At 63.0% G+C, this 15,374-nt stretch carries 16 protein-coding genes; 8 read left to right on the top strand and 8 right to left on the bottom strand.

Annotated features, from left to right (window positions below):
* The first annotated feature begins 235 nt into the window (after positions 1 to 235).
* The 3 genes from NKH98_RS21390 to NKH98_RS21380 are packed head-to-tail and all read left to right on the top strand — an operon-like array spanning position 236 to position 4,029.
* The gene (locus NKH98_RS21390; RefSeq protein ID WP_352901387.1) at positions 236 to 1,162 is read left to right on the top strand and encodes a carbohydrate ABC transporter permease; all 927 of its coding nucleotides are present in this window, start codon (positions 236 to 238) and stop codon (positions 1,160 to 1,162) included.
* Positions 1,162 to 2,019 carry a carbohydrate ABC transporter permease gene (locus tag NKH98_RS21385; protein WP_352901384.1) on the top strand — a complete coding sequence of 286 codons (858 nt, stop codon included), beginning with the start codon at positions 1,162 to 1,164 and terminating at the stop codon, positions 2,017 to 2,019. The genes NKH98_RS21390 and NKH98_RS21385 overlap by 1 nt, the downstream gene beginning before the upstream one ends.
* Positions 2,020 to 2,046: 27 nt before the next feature.
* Positions 2,047 to 4,029, top strand: a complete 1,983-nt coding sequence (locus NKH98_RS21380; protein ID WP_352901381.1) for a glycoside hydrolase family 127 protein — start codon at positions 2,047 to 2,049, stop codon at positions 4,027 to 4,029.
* Here NKH98_RS21380 and NKH98_RS21375 read toward each other — a convergent pair.
* Positions 4,016 to 4,756 (bottom strand): gamma-glutamylcyclotransferase, encoded by a 741-nt coding sequence (locus tag NKH98_RS21375; RefSeq protein WP_352901378.1) that lies wholly within the window; start codon positions 4,754 to 4,756, stop codon positions 4,016 to 4,018. The two genes, NKH98_RS21380 and NKH98_RS21375, sit on opposite strands and share 14 nt — an antisense overlap.
* A gap of 305 nt (positions 4,757 to 5,061) precedes the next feature.
* Between NKH98_RS21375 and NKH98_RS21370 the strand changes: the two genes are divergently transcribed.
* Positions 5,062 to 6,219: a hypothetical protein gene (locus NKH98_RS21370; protein ID WP_352901375.1), complete on the top strand. Its 1,158-nt coding sequence runs from the start codon at positions 5,062 to 5,064 to the stop codon at positions 6,217 to 6,219.
* Positions 6,206 to 6,838, top strand: a complete 633-nt coding sequence (locus NKH98_RS21365) for a hypothetical protein (RefSeq protein WP_352901373.1) — start codon at positions 6,206 to 6,208, stop codon at positions 6,836 to 6,838. The genes NKH98_RS21370 and NKH98_RS21365 overlap by 14 nt, the downstream gene beginning before the upstream one ends.
* Here the strand turns inward: NKH98_RS21365 and NKH98_RS21360 are convergent.
* The 4 genes from NKH98_RS21360 to NKH98_RS21345 form a co-directional block, all read right to left on the bottom strand.
* On the bottom strand, positions 6,835 to 7,275 hold the full coding sequence (locus NKH98_RS21360; protein WP_352901370.1) for a GtrA family protein: 441 nt from the start codon (positions 7,273 to 7,275) through the stop codon (positions 6,835 to 6,837). The two genes, NKH98_RS21365 and NKH98_RS21360, sit on opposite strands and share 4 nt — an antisense overlap.
* Complete coding sequence (locus NKH98_RS21355; protein WP_352901367.1) at positions 7,268 to 7,960, bottom strand: class I SAM-dependent methyltransferase; 693 nt, start codon at positions 7,958 to 7,960, stop codon at positions 7,268 to 7,270. The genes NKH98_RS21360 and NKH98_RS21355 overlap by 8 nt, the downstream gene beginning before the upstream one ends.
* Positions 7,935 to 8,975, bottom strand: coding sequence for a glycosyltransferase family 2 protein (locus NKH98_RS21350; RefSeq protein ID WP_352509473.1), 1,041 nt, complete (start codon positions 8,973 to 8,975; stop codon positions 7,935 to 7,937). Before NKH98_RS21350 ends, NKH98_RS21355 begins: the two co-directional genes overlap by 26 nt.
* A gap of 476 nt (positions 8,976 to 9,451) precedes the next feature.
* A complete protein-coding gene (locus NKH98_RS21345) occupies positions 9,452 to 10,834 on the bottom strand; it encodes an FAD-binding oxidoreductase (protein WP_352901364.1) in 1,383 nt (460 codons plus the stop codon).
* Positions 10,835 to 11,058: 224 nt separating this feature from the next.
* Here NKH98_RS21345 and NKH98_RS21340 point away from each other — a divergent pair, with 224 nt between their 5' ends.
* The gene (locus NKH98_RS21340; protein ID WP_352901361.1) at positions 11,059 to 12,066 is read left to right on the top strand and encodes an AraC family transcriptional regulator; all 1,008 of its coding nucleotides are present in this window, start codon (positions 11,059 to 11,061) and stop codon (positions 12,064 to 12,066) included.
* A gap of 121 nt (positions 12,067 to 12,187) precedes the next feature.
* Here NKH98_RS21340 and efp read toward each other — a convergent pair whose 3' ends face one another.
* Positions 12,188 to 12,754 (bottom strand): elongation factor P, encoded by a 567-nt coding sequence (gene efp / locus NKH98_RS21335; RefSeq protein WP_023674374.1) that lies wholly within the window; start codon positions 12,752 to 12,754, stop codon positions 12,188 to 12,190.
* A 114-nt stretch (positions 12,755 to 12,868) separates the two neighbouring features.
* Between efp and epmA the strand changes: the two genes are divergently transcribed.
* Both epmA and NKH98_RS21325 read left to right on the top strand, forming a co-directional pair.
* A complete protein-coding gene (gene epmA, locus NKH98_RS21330) occupies positions 12,869 to 13,915 on the top strand; it encodes an EF-P lysine aminoacylase EpmA (protein WP_352901356.1) in 1,047 nt (348 codons plus the stop codon).
* Between the two features lie 321 nt (positions 13,916 to 14,236).
* Positions 14,237 to 14,911 carry a DUF8692 domain-containing protein gene (locus tag NKH98_RS21325; protein WP_352479931.1) on the top strand — a complete coding sequence of 225 codons (675 nt, stop codon included), beginning with the start codon at positions 14,237 to 14,239 and terminating at the stop codon, positions 14,909 to 14,911.
* Positions 14,912 to 14,923: 12 nt separating this feature from the next.
* On the opposite strand, the gene NKH98_RS21320 is transcribed toward NKH98_RS21325, so the two are convergent.
* Complete coding sequence (locus tag NKH98_RS21320; protein ID WP_352479932.1) at positions 14,924 to 15,235, bottom strand: ABC transporter permease; 312 nt, start codon at positions 15,233 to 15,235, stop codon at positions 14,924 to 14,926.
* A complete protein-coding gene (locus NKH98_RS21315) occupies positions 15,229 to 15,369 on the bottom strand; it encodes a hypothetical protein (RefSeq protein ID WP_352479933.1) in 141 nt (46 codons plus the stop codon). Before NKH98_RS21315 ends, NKH98_RS21320 begins: the two co-directional genes overlap by 7 nt.
* Positions 15,370 to 15,374: the final 5 nt, after the last annotated feature.

The raw sequence follows: 15,374 nt of genomic DNA, 5'->3' as shown, positions 1-15,374 counted from the left end.
GTCTGCTCTCCAGCTTGGGTTCTTCTCCCCCACATCGTAGGGGCGAGGAACCCAAGCCCTGTTGGGTCGGCTCCCCCTTCTCCCCTTGTGGGAGAAGGGGGCCGAGCGAAGCTCGGTCGGATGAGGGGTGCTCCAGCTTGGCAATATGGCTGGTCCAACACCCCTCATCCGTCTCGGCGCTGCGCGCCGATCCACCTTCTCCCACAGGGGGAGAAGGGAAGGCGAGCGGCCAGCCATGACCACCATAACAGCAATCTCCGCCCCGACGCGCCCCCGCAAACTCGTTGGCGCCGGCCGCCGGCAGTGGATCGGCCTGCTCTATGTCGCGCCGGCCGTCGCGCTTGTCGTCGTCTTCTTCATCGTGCCGCTTTGCATGACCGCCTGGATGTCGCTGCACAACTGGCCGCTGATGGGCGCGCACAGCTTTGTCGGGCTCGACAATTACTGGGCGATCCTGCGCGACACCCGCTTCTGGAACGCGCTGAAGTTCACCGGCTACTACACGGTGGTGGTCACGATCGCGATCTTCGCCGTCGCCTTTCCGCTGGCGCTGTTCATCGAAAGGCCGCGGCAGCTGACGGGCTTCTACCGGACGTCCTTCTTCATGCCGGCGGTCATCGGCTTCGCCTCGGCCAGCCTTTTGTGGTCATGGCTGCTCAATGTCGATTCCGGCCTGTTCAGCCCGGCCGCCTTCGAGCTTGGCCTGACCGAGAAGAAATTCAACCTTTTGGCGACCTTCCAGCCGGCCTTCTGGTCGATCATCGCCATGGTGGTGTGGAAGGTGGCGGGCTTTACCATGATCATCCTGATGACCGGCCTGCAATCGATCCCGCCGGATCTGCAGGAAGCGGCAATGATCGACGGGGCAGGGCCATTCGCGCGGTTCCGGGCGATTACCTTGCCCTTGATGCGCCGCACGCTGGCGCTGGCGCTGATCCTGTCGGTGGCCGGCTCGATCCTCGCCTTCGACCAGTTCTACATCATCCTGCGCGGCGGCCCGCGCAACCAGACGCTGACCGCCGTCTACTGGATCTTCAACCAGTCCTTCGTGTCGTTCAAGCTCGGCTATGGCGCGGCACTTTCGATGGTCCTGCTGGTCATCCTGGTGGCGCTCAGTCTCGTCCAGCTGCGGCTGCTGCGCCAGCCCGAGGGGGTCGACTGATGGCGCAGGCAAGGAGCCGCAAACGCCGCATCGGCATGCAGATTGCCGAGCACTCGACCGGCATTCTCGCGTCCATTCTGTTCCTGGCGCCGATCGCCTGGACGGTGCTTTCGGCCTTCAAGCCGGCGCAGGAAGCGCGCCAGCCGCCGCTGCCCCCCTGGCCGACCAGCGGCATCTCGCTCGAGAACTACGCCACGCTCAACACCTTCGGCGATGGCCTCTGGCTGCCGGCGCAAAACAGCATCTACGTCTCGGTCATGACCGTGGTGCTGTCGGTGATCGTCAGCGTGCTCGCCGGCTACGGTTTCTCGCGCTTCCGTTTTCCGCTGAAGAACCTGCTCTTCGTCGTCATCCTGTCGACGATCATGATCCCGTTCCAGTCGATCCTGACGCCGATCTTCCTGGTGCTGACAAAAATCGGCCTGCACAACACGCTGACCGGGCTGGTCTGCGTCTATGTCACGCTGCAGCTGCCGTTCTCGATCTTCATGATGCGCAACGCCTTCGACGCGGTGCCGCGCGAGATCGAGGAGGCCGCACGCATGGACGGCGCCAACAATGTCACCATGCTCTTGAGGGTGATGCTGCCGCTGGTCTGGCCGGGCATCGTCACCATCGCGCTGTTCGCCTTCCTCGGCGCCTGGAACGAGTTTCTGGCGGCCCTCGTGCTGATGACCGACCAGTCCAAATTCACGCTGCCCATCATGATGACCGCACTCCAGTCCGGCCGCTTCGGCGCCATCGACTGGGGCGCGGTGCAGGCCGGCGTCACCGTCATGATGGTGCCGTGCCTCGTGCTCTTCCTGTTGCTGCAGCGCTTCTACATCCGCGGCCTGATGGCAGGGGCCGTGAAGTGACCAATCGAACCGAACCGGAGTGAATTGATGACCGCATCGCAATCCGCCAGTCAGGGCGCCAAGCCGAAACTCGCCTTCCGCCCGCTGCCGGTGCCGCAGGTCGAGGTGCGCGGCTTCTGGGGCGACCGCGTCGATGCCGTCGCCTCGAAGACCGCCGGCATCCTCTATGACCGCTGCGTCGAGGCGCGCATGCTCGAGCAGATCGACCCGGACCGGCCGTCGCCCGGCGTCGTCATCCCGTTCCACTCACCCTCGCCGGACGAGGCAGCCACCGCCGGCAACGAGTTCACCGGCTCGACGGTGACGACGCAGATGTTTTGGGATTCGGATTGGGGCAAGACCATCGAGACCGCCGCCTATTCGCTCTACCGCCGCCGCAACGACGAGCTGGAGAAGAAGATCGACGCCGTCATCGATATGTACGGCAAGCTGCAGCAGCCCGACGGCTATCTGTCGAGCTGGTACCAGCGCATCCAGCCCGGCCTGCGCTGGACCAATCTGCGCGACTGCCACGAGCTCTATTGCGCCGGCCATCTGATCGAAGGCGCCGTCGCCTACTACCAGGCCACCGGCAAGCGCAAGCTGCTCGACATCATGTGCCGTTATGTCGACCATATCGCCGAGACGTTCGGTCCCGAGCCCGGCAAGAAAAAGGGCTATTGCGGCCATGAGGAGATCGAGCTGGCGCTGGTCAAGCTGGCGCGGGTGACGGGCGAGCGCAAATATATGGAGCTTGCCAAATACTTCATCGACCAGCGCGGCCAGCAGCCGCATTATTTCGACGAGGAAGCGCGGGCCCGCGGCGCCGACCCCAAGGCGTATCATTTCAAGACCTACGAATACAACCAGTCGCACAAACCGGTACGCGAGCAGGACAAGGTCGTCGGCCATGCGGTGCGAGCGATGTATCTCTATTCGGGCATGGCCGACATCGCCACCGAATATGGCGACGACACGCTGCGGGTGGCGCTCGACCGGTTGTGGGACGATCTCATGACCAAGAACCTCTACGTCACCGGCGGCCTCGGGCCGTCCTCGCACAATGAGGGTTTCACTGCCGACTACGACCTGCCCAACGACACCGCCTATGCCGAGACCTGCGCTTCGGTTGGCCTGGTGTTCTGGGCGAGCCGCATGCTCGGCATGGGCCCAAATGCGCGCTACGCCGACATCATGGAGCGGGCGCTTTACAACGGCTCGATCTCGGGCCTGTCGCTCGACGGCTCGCTGTTCTTCTACGAAAATCCGCTGGAGAGCCGCGGCGCCCACCACCGCTGGAAATGGCATCGCTGCCCGTGCTGCCCGCCCAATGTCGGGCGCATGGTCGCCTCGATCGGCAGCTATTTCTATGGCCTGTCGGACGACGCACTCGCCGTCCATCTCTATGGAAACGGCACGGCTCGTTTCGATATCGCGGGCCGGCAAATAGAGCTGACCCAGACCAGCAATTATCCCTGGGACGGTGCGGTCTCGATCTCCGTCGAACCGGAAGCGCCGACCGCGTTCAGCTTGCACCTGCGCCTGCCGGGCTGGTGCCGCAAGGCAACGCTCAAGGTCAACGGCGCCGATGTCGATCTGGCTGCTGCCACCAGCGACGGTTATGCCGCGATCCGCCGCGAATGGCGCAAAGGCGACCGCGTCGAGCTCGACCTCGAGATGGCGGTCGACCGTCTATACGCCAACCCGCAGGTGCGGCAGGATATCGGCCGTGTCGCACTGGCGCGCGGGCCGCTGATCTATTGCGTCGAGGAGACCGACAATTCCAGCCAGTTGCACCGCATCGCTCTGCCGCGCACGGCCGACATCGAGGCGCATCAGCAGCCGAACCTTCTGGGCGGCGTCGTGACACTTTCGGCGATCGCCAAAAAGGAGGCTTTCGAAAACTGGGAAGAGGGGCTCTACCGCACCGAACCGCCTGCGGTGGAGGAAGCGAAGCTCACCGCCGTGCCGTATTTCGCCTGGGACAACCGCGGCCCCGGCGAGATGCTGGTCTGGCTCAGGGACGAATGAAGCCCGGCGGCAGCGCCCGACCGATCTCCTCGGCCACAAGTTCCTGCAACTGCCAGAGATTGCGGTCGCGGATGCCGCAGGCGTCGAGATGGCGAATGGTCTCGAACAGATATTCGGCGCCCGAACCCCAATGGCCGACGGCGTTGGCCAGGGTCGCCGCTATCGCTCGCTTGTCGAGTTTGCCAGCATAGCGCGGATTGGCGCGATCGACAACGAAACCAAGCGTTTGGCCCATGCCGTCGGCTGTCCTGACCTGCAGCCAGCGCGGCACGTTGACGGAGGGCAGGATGGTCATCTCGCGGCGCAGCAGCGCTTCGAGATTGGCCGCCACGGGCTCGGCGATCTCGAACACCATGCCCTGGCATTGGCCGCCGCGGTCGAGCGCCATCATCAGGCCGGGCTGCTCGACGGTGCCCCTGAAGCGCTGCACCGTAAAACAGAACGAACGGTGCCAGCCCGTCGCCACGGCCCGTTCGCCACCCCTGACCTCGCCGGCCGGCTTCCACAGCAGCGAGCCATAGGCGAACAGCTTCACCGGCCCGGCCGGCGCGCCGGCCAACACCTCGTCGCGAATGCGCGCGTAATCGGCATCGGTCATGTAGACCATGCCCGGCGTCGGCCCGGCATCCTCGACCGCACGCAAGGTGCGGGCGACCAGCGCCTCGGTCAGCGCCATCGGTGTCTTGCGCGGCGAACGCCGTGATGCGGCGGAAATGACCTTGCTCATCCTCATGCTCTCAGCCTTGCCGCCATGTTGCCGAAGGCTGAAGGATTCTCAAGGGCCGAGTACACCGGCGCGATATCAGAATCCGAACTGTCGTGTACAACAGCTTGACTGCACAAATACCCACGCGACGGGTTAAATGCGTTGACTGAACCCATTTCAACGTGATGCGGCGAGATGCTGGTCTGGCTCAGGAGCGCGGGGTAGCGGTATCGCCATTTGAGCCGCGTTGCATGCCTTGAATTCGCCGGGCCGCGCGTCATCTAGCGTTGGGTGGCGCCAGCCACTTGAATGGGTGGAGGCAGATTGTGGCGCTCGAAGCTGTCGCGCGTCCGAACGCTGGCGGCCGCTTTTTTGCGGTCGCGGCGGTGCCGCTGCTGTTCGTCGTCAGTGGGCTGGCCATCCGCTATGCCGCATTTGCTTCGGTTTCGGCGGAACCAGGCTTCGCGGCCTATGCCCAGGCGCTCTGCCGCTGGGATTGTGCGTGGTATGTCGGCATTTCCGAAAACGGTTATGAGCGCTTTCCCGTCCCAAACCAGAGCAATGTCGGACGCTGGGGCTTCTTCCCGCTCTATCCGATGCTGGTGGCGGCGATCCGGTCTGTTTTCCCTTTCCCGACGATAGTGGTCGCATCGATCACATCGATCGCGTGCAGCTACGCCGCCTGTCTGGTGGCTTGGCCGCTGCTGGAGAAGAACATGCGCGCTTATGCGCTGTATTGCGCCTTTCTGCTCAGCGGCCCGTTCTCCTTTCATTTTACGACTTTCCTGACCGAACCTCTTTTCGTGCTCCTGACCTCGTGCGTTTTTCTGGCGCTCAAACGCTCCAGCTATCTGGCTGCGGCACTGTCATCGGCTCTCCTGTCGGCAACCAGGCTGGTCGGGGTGCTTGTTGTATTTGCGACCGTCATTCAGATGTTCGGGGAGTACCGCGCAAAGGGCGGATCGGCGCTGTCATTCCCGCGTTGGTTGCTTGGCCGGCCGGATCTGCTCGTCGCAATCGTCGTCTCGCCTGCCGGCTTGTTCGCCTACATCCTGTTCCTCTATCTGACAGTCGGGGACGGCTTTGCCTTCCTGCACGTCCAGCGCGCGTTTGGACGGGTGGCGGGCAATCCGCTCGCCTTCATATGGGATGGACTCTCGGCCGTTCCGACGACTGGATGGCTGCCTACGGCGCCGCAATGGAGCGCGCTCGCTGCACTCATAGGACTGGCGCTATCGGCGGTTCTGGCGGTTCGCAGGCAATATGGCGCCGCGCTGTTCTGCGCCTGCTGCATCATCCTGCCGCTGATCACGAACCTGGCCTCGATGGTCAGATACGTCGTTGGGCTTGCGCCTCTGACAATGTTGCTGGCCATGCTGCTGTCGGCGTCGAAGCTGACTTGTCTTGCGGCTCTGGGCCTCTTCCTCAGCGCCTGCTATTTCATGACCGCGGCGTGGATCGGGGGTTATCTTGCCCTGGTCTAGCACTCCGGGCCCGCATCGGCGCGCGGCCTCGTTTGGCGGCTACACGCTGGCGGCGGTTCTGGCCGGGGCGGAAATCATCATCCTTGCGCTTGCTCTCAATCCAAACGTCAATGCCGACTATCGCGCCTATTACGTCGACCGGACGACGACCTGCCTCAATCGCGATGCGGTCGGTAGCTACACACTTGGCGAGACGGTGTCGTTCCGGTCCGACGGAGCCAAAAAGGCAGCCGGCATGAGGGTCTGCGGCTGGTCGGGACCTGTTGCCGACGGCACCCATTCTCTGGGCGAGACCTCGCGGCTTCGCCTGAAGATACCGCCGCTCCGCGACGGCCTGACGGCTACGCTGCAAATGGCCGCCGTCATTCGCCCGCCACAGGTCACGCAAAGGGTCGTGATCTCGGTGAACCGCGTTCGGGCGCATGCGGTCACGCTGTCCGGCAAAGAGCCACGAACGGTCTCGTTCGTTATCCCACCGGCGGCTCTCGCCGAGGCTAAAACACTCGACATCGCTTTCGACTACCTCGACGGCATTCCACCAAGTCCGGCCGCCAGCAACATCTACAAGCGCTCCATCAAATTGTTGTCGCTCCGGCTCGATCCCATTGAGGCGGATTAGGGCAGGCGATCACGCTGCTGGCCGCGTCTTCGCTGGGCAAAAACCCAGCGGTCGAGTATGAGAAGATTGACCGCCGGAACAAGCAAGCATGTAACCAGGATGGCGATGATCGGTGGAAGGCCGAATTTCGCGGTCAAAAGTGCCGGCGCCGCGTAGGCAACGGCGAAGCCTGTCGCCGTCAACAACAGAAAACGCGGAGCCTCCGATCGATGCGATCCGCTCGACGCGAAGGTCACGAACTTATGCGCGAGATAAGAAAACAGGGCGGCAGCGGTATAAGCCGCGAGCGAGGCACCGACCGGCGAGAGGCCGAACCGTTGCCATTTGACCAAAGCGGTGGCCATCACTGCATATAGGATCGTTGCAGCAATGCCGACCGACCCGAAGCGCGCCAGCAGCCTCAGCCCAGCGTCGCCGGTCGAACGGCGCTCAGACATGCGCACTGCACGCATACTGCGCTCCAAGCGGCAGGGCGGAAACCAGGCGCTCGACCTTTTTGGCCAAGGGCGTTGCCGAGGGTAGCAGCAGAAAATGCTCGGAGCGGATGTCCCTGAAGCCTGTTTCCTGAAAAAGGGACCTTGCTTTGGCGGCGTTGAGCAGGACTGCCTCGTGGTCGAACGGACACCGAAACACCGCAAGACGCGTCAGTGGATTGTAGGGATTGTGCTCGATGATGCAGGCGACGCCGCCCGGCCGCACGACGCGGCGCAGTTCCAGGAAGAAATCCAGCCAGACAGCGGGCGAGACATGATGGACGACGCAGCTGGCGAAAGCCAGATCGAACGTGCCGTCCTCATAAGGCAGCCGCTGCGTGCTGCAGGTCCTGTAGGCCACACGCGAATTGTCTTGGCTGGCACGCAAGATCGATTCTTGCGAGACGTCGCAGCCATCCAGGCTGTCGAAAGCACCTTCGAGGTAGGGGTGGAGCGAACCGACGCCGCAGCCGATATCCAGCGCCCTTACGGTCGCCCCACCCTGTCCAAGCTTTCGCTCGACGAGCAGACGCCGCAGCAGGTCCGCCTTGGCGACAAGGAAGAAGTCGTGCCTGAGTCCGGAAAACCGGATGGACCCTTCGACCGCCTCGCCATAGTTGGAATTATAGCTGTCGAAGAGTTCGCCCATTGGCGGGGACTCCACTCCTGGGCTTGTGAAACGATCGGCGGCGCTCACCAGAGACGGCACGCATCGCCTCGTCGAAGCCGGTGAGCCGATCGATCACATACAGCGGGCGGCGTTTCACCTCGGCGTGGATGCTGCCGACATAGAGCCCGACCACGCCGGTCATGAAAAGGTTGATGCCGCACAGGAGCGACACGATCACCACGGTTGATGTCCAGCCGGCAATGATGCCGGTTTCAAAAAACCAGGCAAAGATGGCGTAGGCACCAAAGACCACCGCAAGCGCGGAAATGGCCAATCCGCCCCAGAGGGCCAGGCGCAACGGCTTCTCGGAGAAACTAACGATGCCGTGAACCGCAAGGTGCATCATCTTCCAGAATGGGTATTTGGTCTGGCCCAGGGTTCGGGCGTGGCGCTCAAATGGCACTGCCGTCTGCTTGAAGCCCATCCAGCCGAACATGCCCCTGACGAAGCGGTCATGTTCGGGCATATGCTTGAAGGTTTCCAGCGCCTTGCGGCCGACCAGGCGGAAGTCGCCGACGTCGCGCGGAATATCGACCGACGTCATTTTCTCCAGCAGGCGATAAAAAAGACTTGCCGTAAAGCGCTTGAACCAGGATTCGCCCTCGCGCTTGACTCGGCGGGCATAGACGATCTCGAAGCCTTCCTTCCACTTTGCCACCAGGTCGAGAACGACTTCCGGCGGGTCCTGCAGGTCTGCATCCATGACGATGACGGCATCGCCCGCAGCGGCGTCCATACCGGCGGTAATCGCCACCTGGTGACCGAAATTGCGGGAAAATTCGATCAGCCGAAAGCGCGGCTCGGCGGCAACCACCTTTTGGAGGTATTCGACGCTTCCATCGAGGCTTCCGTCATCGACGAAGATGGCCTCCGTTTCGCCGTCCAGCCGGCCGATAAGCGAACTGATCCGCTCGATCAGCCGAGGAAGCACCTGTTCTTCATTGTATACGGGCAGGACCAGCGAGTAGCGAGGCGGTGACCTGTTCACCGTCATTCCAGGGTCGTGGACCACAGACTCTCGCATGCGGTTGAAAATGGAACGAAAGCTACAAAGTTCCAAAGGCACTTAAGAAACTGCTAATTTATCTAGTTCTGGAGGGAGTACCGGTTCTCGATAAGCACTTGGAGGATGTCGTCGTGAGGTCGGACGTCCACATCGAGGCGTAAACTATCGGTGGCTGCCGGCGCGATCGGCCTGGCGAGAAGCAGTCGTTGAGGCATAACGCGTTGACCGTGAGGCCTACTCTCCCGGACTTGTCGGTTGAAGCGGGGCTACGGGTGACCCTAAGGGTGCGGGCCGACCGCTTTTGACGCATGCCGGACATGTCTCATGGAACACGGTCGGCGAGCGCGGCCGAGTATCCCGCTGGCAGGCCAGCGAGCGCCCTAACCGGCCGCCTTATCGTACCGGCCAAGCCTTAGCTGGCCCGCAGCCGGTACGACACTTGCCGGCCTGGCCGGTCGCCGCCGTCAAGCAGCCGGCCGGATGTTTTGGTTCACCCGGAAGAGGTTGTTTGGGTCGTATTTCTTCTTCAGCGTAGCCAGGCGCTCATAATTGTCGCCATAAGCCGCCTTGAGCCTTCCTTCGCCCTCGTCATCCATCATGAAGTTCAGGTAGGCGCCACCCAGATCGAACGGATGCACGGCCTCCCAGTAGGCCTTGGTCCAGCGGGTCACCGGCCCGGCTTTCTGTGGGTCCGGATCGATCCCGGCGATGACCATCGACCAGGTTGCATCACGGTAATTCCAGGGTGTCTCGTCTTTGCCGACGCGATGGACCGCGCCGTCGATCGGGTAGAGGTGCATGAGCGATAGCTCGCTCGGCGTCTTCGCCGCCTGCTCGAGATGGGCGTCGATCGCCTCGTCGGACAGCGTCTTGACGAAATCGCCCCGCCAGTACCACTGCATTCCCTTCGGGTAGAGCCCATCGAACATGCTCTGCACCGCGGGATAGGGCATCGTTCCCATCCAGTTGAACCAGGGCGCGGGCAGCGCATCGAGCAGCGGGGCCAGCGCCTCTCTGCCCTTTTCCTCCGGGCCGTTGTAGCAGCACATCAGCAGACACATCCGCTTTCCCCAAAACTCTTCCGGGAACGGTGCGCTCGAGAGGACGGTCTTGAGCCCGAGGAAGATCCCGAGTTCCTCGGGCGCGTTCGGCAGGAACTCGCGATAATGCTGCATGATGGTGCGGGCGTGGCGCTGATCCCATGCGATCGGCCCCGCAAAGACCATGCTGACCTGGTGGAGCTTGAACACAAAGCTGGTGACGATGCCGAAATTGCCGCCGCCGCCGCGAAGCGCCCAGAACAGGTTGGGGTTCCGCTCCTTGCTGGCGGTGACGAAGCTTCCATCGGCAAGCACGACATCGGCCTCGATCAGATTGTCGATGGTCAGGCCATATTTGCGCGTCAGATAGCCATGGCCGCCGCTCAACGTCAGTCCGGCGACCCCGGTGGTCGAGATGATCCCCGCCGGTACGGCCAGGCCAAACGCATGGGTGGCGTGATCGACGTCGCCCTGAGTGCAGCCCGGGCCTACCCGCGCCGTACGGGCATCCGGATCGACGCGCACGCCGTTCATCGCCGACAGGTCGATCACCAGACCGTCGTCGCAGCTCCCCAATCCTGGTCCGTTATGGCCGCCGCCACGTACCGCAACCAGCAAATTGTTGTCGCGGCCGAAATTCACCGCTGTGATCACGTCGGCGACGTCCACACAGCGGGCGATGATCAGCGGCCGCTTGTCGATCATGCCGTTGTAGAGCTTGCGGGCTTCGTCATAGCCGGCGTCGCCGGCGCGGATCACTTCGCCCCGCAGGCTTGCTGCGAATTTGATGATGTCTTCATCGTGCATGACATTCCTCCCTGTTATTGGACCTGTCGGCCGGCCGATGAAACGCTAGTCCCGTCCGCTGCTCCCGCAAATGTCACATCGTCCATTTCTGTTGCCCGATCGTTCAGAGTAGGATTAGACCGGATGGATGGTTGCTCGGGCGGCTGTATTGCCGGATAGTTCGATGCCTGACCGAAAAACTCATTGTCAAAGGGAGTAGCCGATCGTTCCCGGAGGTGTAGTGCATGGATGTCCTTTCCGATGTGCTCCGAGCTGTTCGCCTCACGGGTGCGATCTATTTCGACGTCGACGCCAGTTCTCCCTGGGTTGGCGAGTCGCCGGGCACGGCCGACATTGCCGCCGCCGTCATGCCGGAGGCAGAGCACATCATTTCCTTTCATGCCGTGATGTCGGGGTCGTGCTGGGCCGCGCTGGCAGACGATTCCGTCCCCCCGGTGCTCGTGAACGCCGGTGATGTCGTTGTCTTCCCCGGTGGTGTTCCGAATGTGTTGAGCTCCTCGCCGGGGGCGCGGGGCGAGCCCAATATGGCGATGTATTATCGGCCGATAGACGAGAGCCTGCCGTTCGCGGTGATCCATGGGGGCGGGGGAGACGAGCGGACCCGGTTCATTTGCGGGTATCTTGGCTGCGATGCGCGTCCCTTCAATCCTCTCCTCGCCGCATTGCCGGCCATCCTGTGTGCCCGCAAGCCCGCCGATGGAAGCAGCTGGGTTATCGACCTTTTTCGGCTGGCGCTGGCAGAAGGTGGCAGTGGGCGGGCGGGCTGTGAAACGATTCTTGCCAAGCTGAGCGAGCTGATGTTTGTCGAGATCATCCGCCGCCATCTCGAGACCCTCCCCGACGATTCGCGCGGCTGGCTGTCAGGCCTACGGGATCCACACGTCGGCGAGGCGCTCCGGCTCATCCACGCTCGCCCAAGGGATGAATGGACATTGGACCGGCTCGCCCGCGAAGTGGGGCTCTCACGCACAGCGTTTGCGAGCCGCTTTACCCACTATGTCGAGGTCTCGCCGATGCACTATCTTGCTCGCTGGCGTCTGCAGCTGGCGGGACGTCTGCTCGAACGGCCCGGAATGAGCATCGCGCAGGCGGGTGCCGAGGTCGGCTACGAGTCGGAAGCCGCCTTCAATCGCGCCTTCAAAAAGTTCGTCGGCATTCCACCTGGCACCTGGCGAAAGGGACGGTCGGCGTTGCTCGAGGCTCAGAGATTGCCCGCTGGCGTCGTGCAATAGGAAAGAACTGGCAGGGCGTTGACGCTTCGGTCTGCGTGCAGCGTCCCAATACTCGAAAGCCCCTGGCACAAAGCGGTAGACGATGACCGGCCGCCTCGACGCTTTCGGCGAGCTTCGCGCCTCAATCCTTCGCGCGCTCGACATAGGCGCCATCGGCCGTCATCACCACCACGCGGGTGCCGGCGCTGATGTGTGGTGGCACCAGGGTGCGCACGCCGTTGGACAGCGTTGCCGGCTTGTAGGACGAGGATGCCGTCTGGCCCTTGGTCACCGGCTCGGTCTCGACCACCTCGAAAGTGGCGCGCTGCGGCAGCACCAGCGAGATGGCGATGTTGTTGTATTGCGAGATCTGCACCGGCATCCCTTCCACCAGATAAGGCGCCATGTCGCCGACCACGCTTTCCGGCACCGCGACCTGATCATAGGTCTCCGGGTTCATGAAGTGAAAGCCTTCGCCGTCGCGATAGAGGAACGTGTGCTCGCGCTCCTCGACATAGGCGCGCTCGACCTGCTCTGTGGTGCGATAACGCTCGGAAACCTTTACCCCGTCGGAGATGCGCCGCATGTCGAGCTGGGTGACCGGCGTACCCTTGCCAGGATGAATGTTTTCGGCAAAGAGGATCACATAAAGCTTGCCGTCCTTTTCGACGACGTTGCCTTTGCGTAAGGAGCTGGCGATGACCTTCACGGGTTTCCATCCTGACAAAATTTGTTGGCGCAAATCGGCTGGGGAGGCCGTTGCGTGCGGCCTAGCCCATCTTGGCCGCAATCGCCAGCCCTCTGTGCAATTCCCCTGAAGCCGATGACCGCCGCTTCGCCGTGGTGGACGCCGCATGTCCACGCCGACCGCCGGCCGCGGCTGATTCTGCGCAACGCCATTGCCACCGGCATGCGCGACTGGTTCGCCCGCCGCGACTTCGTCGAGGTGGAGACATCGGCCCTGCAGGTCTCGCCCGGCAATGAAGCGCACCTGTCGGCCTTTGCCACCGAGGCGATCGGGCCGGACGGGCAGCGCCAGCCGCTCTATCTCCATACCTCGCCGGAATTCGCCTGCAAGAAGCTGCTTGCCGCCGGCGAAGAGCGCATCTTCAGCCTCGGGGCTGTGTGGCGCAACCGCGAGCGCGGCCCCTTGCACCATCCTGAGTTCACCATGCTCGAATGGTACCGCGTCGGCGAGACCTATGAGAGCCTGATGCGCGATTGCGCCGAGCTCGTCGCGCTGGCGGCCGAACGGGCTGGAGCGAAGCGTTTTAGCTTCCGCGGCCGTGAGGCCGATCCGTTCGCCGAGCCGGAACGGTTGAGCGTCGCCGAAGCCTTCATGCGCCATGCCGGCATCGATCTGCTGGCGACGGTAGCAGCGGACGGCAGCACCGACCGCGAGGGCTTGCATGCCGCCCTGGTCCAGGCCGAATTGCGGACCGCGCCCGACGACAATTGGGCCGACCTGTTCAGCCGGGTGATGGTCGAAAAAATCGAACCGGCGCTGGGGCAGGGGTGTGCCACAATCCTCTACGGCTACCCGATCTCGGAGGCGGCATTGGCCCGGCCGAGCGCCGACGATCCACGCACCGCCGAGCGCTTCGAGCTCTATTGCTGCGGCGTCGAGCTCGCCAACGCCTTTGGCGAATTGACCGATCCGGCCGAGCAGCGCCGGCGCTTTGCCGCCGAGATGGACGAGAAGCAGCGCGTCTATGGCGAACGCTACCCGATCGACGAGGATTTCCTCGCCGCGCTCGCCATCATGCCGCAGGCGAGCGGCGCCGCGCTCGGCTTCGACCGGCTGGTAATGCTCGCCACCGGCGCGCTCAGGGTCGACGACGTGATCTGGACGCCGGTGGCTGGTCCCTGACGATAGGTTGGGCTGACCGACGCGTCAGATTTGGATCAATTACATGTCAGACCAGGCCGCCGCAGGCTCCTTCGGCCAGAAGATTAGCAACGACGAACATCGACAGACCCATCATCAGGGTGCCGGCGGCGGTGATTGCCGGGAGAGCTTTTCGCGCGGCCGTTGGCACTGGCCAGGAACTGCACCACGACGACCGGTCATGGGCGAAGCGCTGCAACCGTTCCGTGTGTTGCCGCGATCATGGTGGGCCGGCATAGTGCTGGCGGAGTTCGCGGCGCAGCGGAGCTAGCGGCGATCGTACTCAGAATGGGCCTGGGCACAATGCCAGACAAGAACGCGCTGGACGCAAAGCATGGCGGCGAATGGACCATGTCCTGGCGCTTGGTCATACTTGCGGCCGCAGCGATTAACGTTGTGATGCTCTTGGCCGCGCTGTTCGTCGCGCAAATTCTTGGTCTGGACGCTACGATCTTCTATCGAGATCCATCTGCAGCCGCCGACGTCGGCTTCTATACGGGGTGGATTTCGTCTCTAGGTGCCTCACTATGGATCGGCACCGGCGCTGCGACCCTGTTTGCTGGTCGGCTCACGCGCCGATGGGATTGCACGTTTCTCGGCGGCCTTACCCTGGTCTTGGGCCTCGATGACCTGTTGTTGATCCATGAGGACGTGCTGCCCGTTGTTGCGATACCAGAGATTGTTCCCATGATTGCCTATGCCGTCGCCGGGTTGTTCTGGTTCTTTCGGCTGCGACGGAAGACATTCGAGGGCACGATCGTATTTGTGGCCGCAGGCTTCCTACTCGCGATGTCAGCAGCCATCGACCAGCTGGGAGAGCTGTTTCCAACCCCGGATTCGGCGGTCGACATCGCCGAAGACGCCGTCAAAGAGCTTGGCATCTTTCTTTGGGCGGCAGGTGCCGTCGGGTACGCGGCGATGGTGACACGATTGGGCCGCCCGTGGGTGGATCCAGCCGATCCCAACTCTACAGGCTGACTGCCGCACACGCTATGAGCCAACGGCGGTGATCACCACCGGCACGATCAGCGGCGACAGCAGCAGCGGCATGACGATGCGGCGGCCGGGAAACTTTTCGTCGGAAAGCGCAATCGCTGCAAACGTGCCGAGTGTCGTCGCGATCAGCGTCGTCCCGAACGCAACGATCAGGCTGTTCCCGATCGCCGATTGCCAGCGTTGGGTGCCGAGCACGACCGCGTACCAGCGCGTCGAAATCCCCTCCAGCGGAAAGATGAAGAAGGCGCCGCTGTTGAACGACAAGGGAACCGGAACGAGGATCAGGAGGAGAAACAGGATCACCATGCGAGGCCCTTGGGCACGGAGGCGATGAGGCAGGCGAGGGGGAAGCCCAGTATCAGCGTGGCCAGCGTCTCCGCCGCGGCGACGAAGAATGTGGGCATGAACACCTGCAGGAAGATCGCCTGCTCCGGCGGCACTCTTT

Origin of the sequence: Mesorhizobium sp. M0833 (genome assembly GCF_040319905.1) — a bacterium.
Lineage (GTDB): Bacteria > Pseudomonadota > Alphaproteobacteria > Rhizobiales > Rhizobiaceae > Mesorhizobium.
This window is presented reverse-complemented; position numbering and strand designations above follow the sequence as displayed.

Excerpts from the sequence above, each read along its gene's own strand:
- NKH98_RS21325 (WP_352479931.1), top strand. The coding sequence starts at position 14,237 with ATGCCAGACAAGAACGCGCTGGACGCAAAGCATGGCGGCGAATGGACC.
- NKH98_RS21380 (WP_352901381.1), top strand. The coding sequence starts at position 2,047 with ATGACCGCATCGCAATCCGCCAGTCAGGGCGCCAAGCCGAAACTCGCC.
- NKH98_RS21320 (WP_352479932.1), bottom strand. The coding sequence starts at position 15,235 with ATGGTGATCCTGTTTCTCCTCCTGATCCTCGTTCCGGTTCCCTTGTCG.
- NKH98_RS21350 (WP_352509473.1), bottom strand. The coding sequence starts at position 8,975 with ATGACGGTGAACAGGTCACCGCCTCGCTACTCGCTGGTCCTGCCCGTA.
- NKH98_RS21390 (WP_352901387.1), top strand. The coding sequence starts at position 236 with ATGACCACCATAACAGCAATCTCCGCCCCGACGCGCCCCCGCAAACTC.
- NKH98_RS21340 (WP_352901361.1), top strand. The coding sequence starts at position 11,059 with ATGGATGTCCTTTCCGATGTGCTCCGAGCTGTTCGCCTCACGGGTGCG.
- NKH98_RS21355 (WP_352901367.1), bottom strand. The coding sequence starts at position 7,960 with ATGGGCGAACTCTTCGACAGCTATAATTCCAACTATGGCGAGGCGGTC.
- epmA (WP_352901356.1), top strand. The coding sequence starts at position 12,869 with ATGACCGCCGCTTCGCCGTGGTGGACGCCGCATGTCCACGCCGACCGC.
- NKH98_RS21385 (WP_352901384.1), top strand. The coding sequence starts at position 1,162 with ATGGCGCAGGCAAGGAGCCGCAAACGCCGCATCGGCATGCAGATTGCC.
- NKH98_RS21345 (WP_352901364.1), bottom strand. The coding sequence starts at position 10,834 with ATGCACGATGAAGACATCATCAAATTCGCAGCAAGCCTGCGGGGCGAA.
- NKH98_RS21360 (WP_352901370.1), bottom strand. The coding sequence starts at position 7,275 with ATGTCTGAGCGCCGTTCGACCGGCGACGCTGGGCTGAGGCTGCTGGCG.
- NKH98_RS21375 (WP_352901378.1), bottom strand. The coding sequence starts at position 4,756 with ATGAGCAAGGTCATTTCCGCCGCATCACGGCGTTCGCCGCGCAAGACA.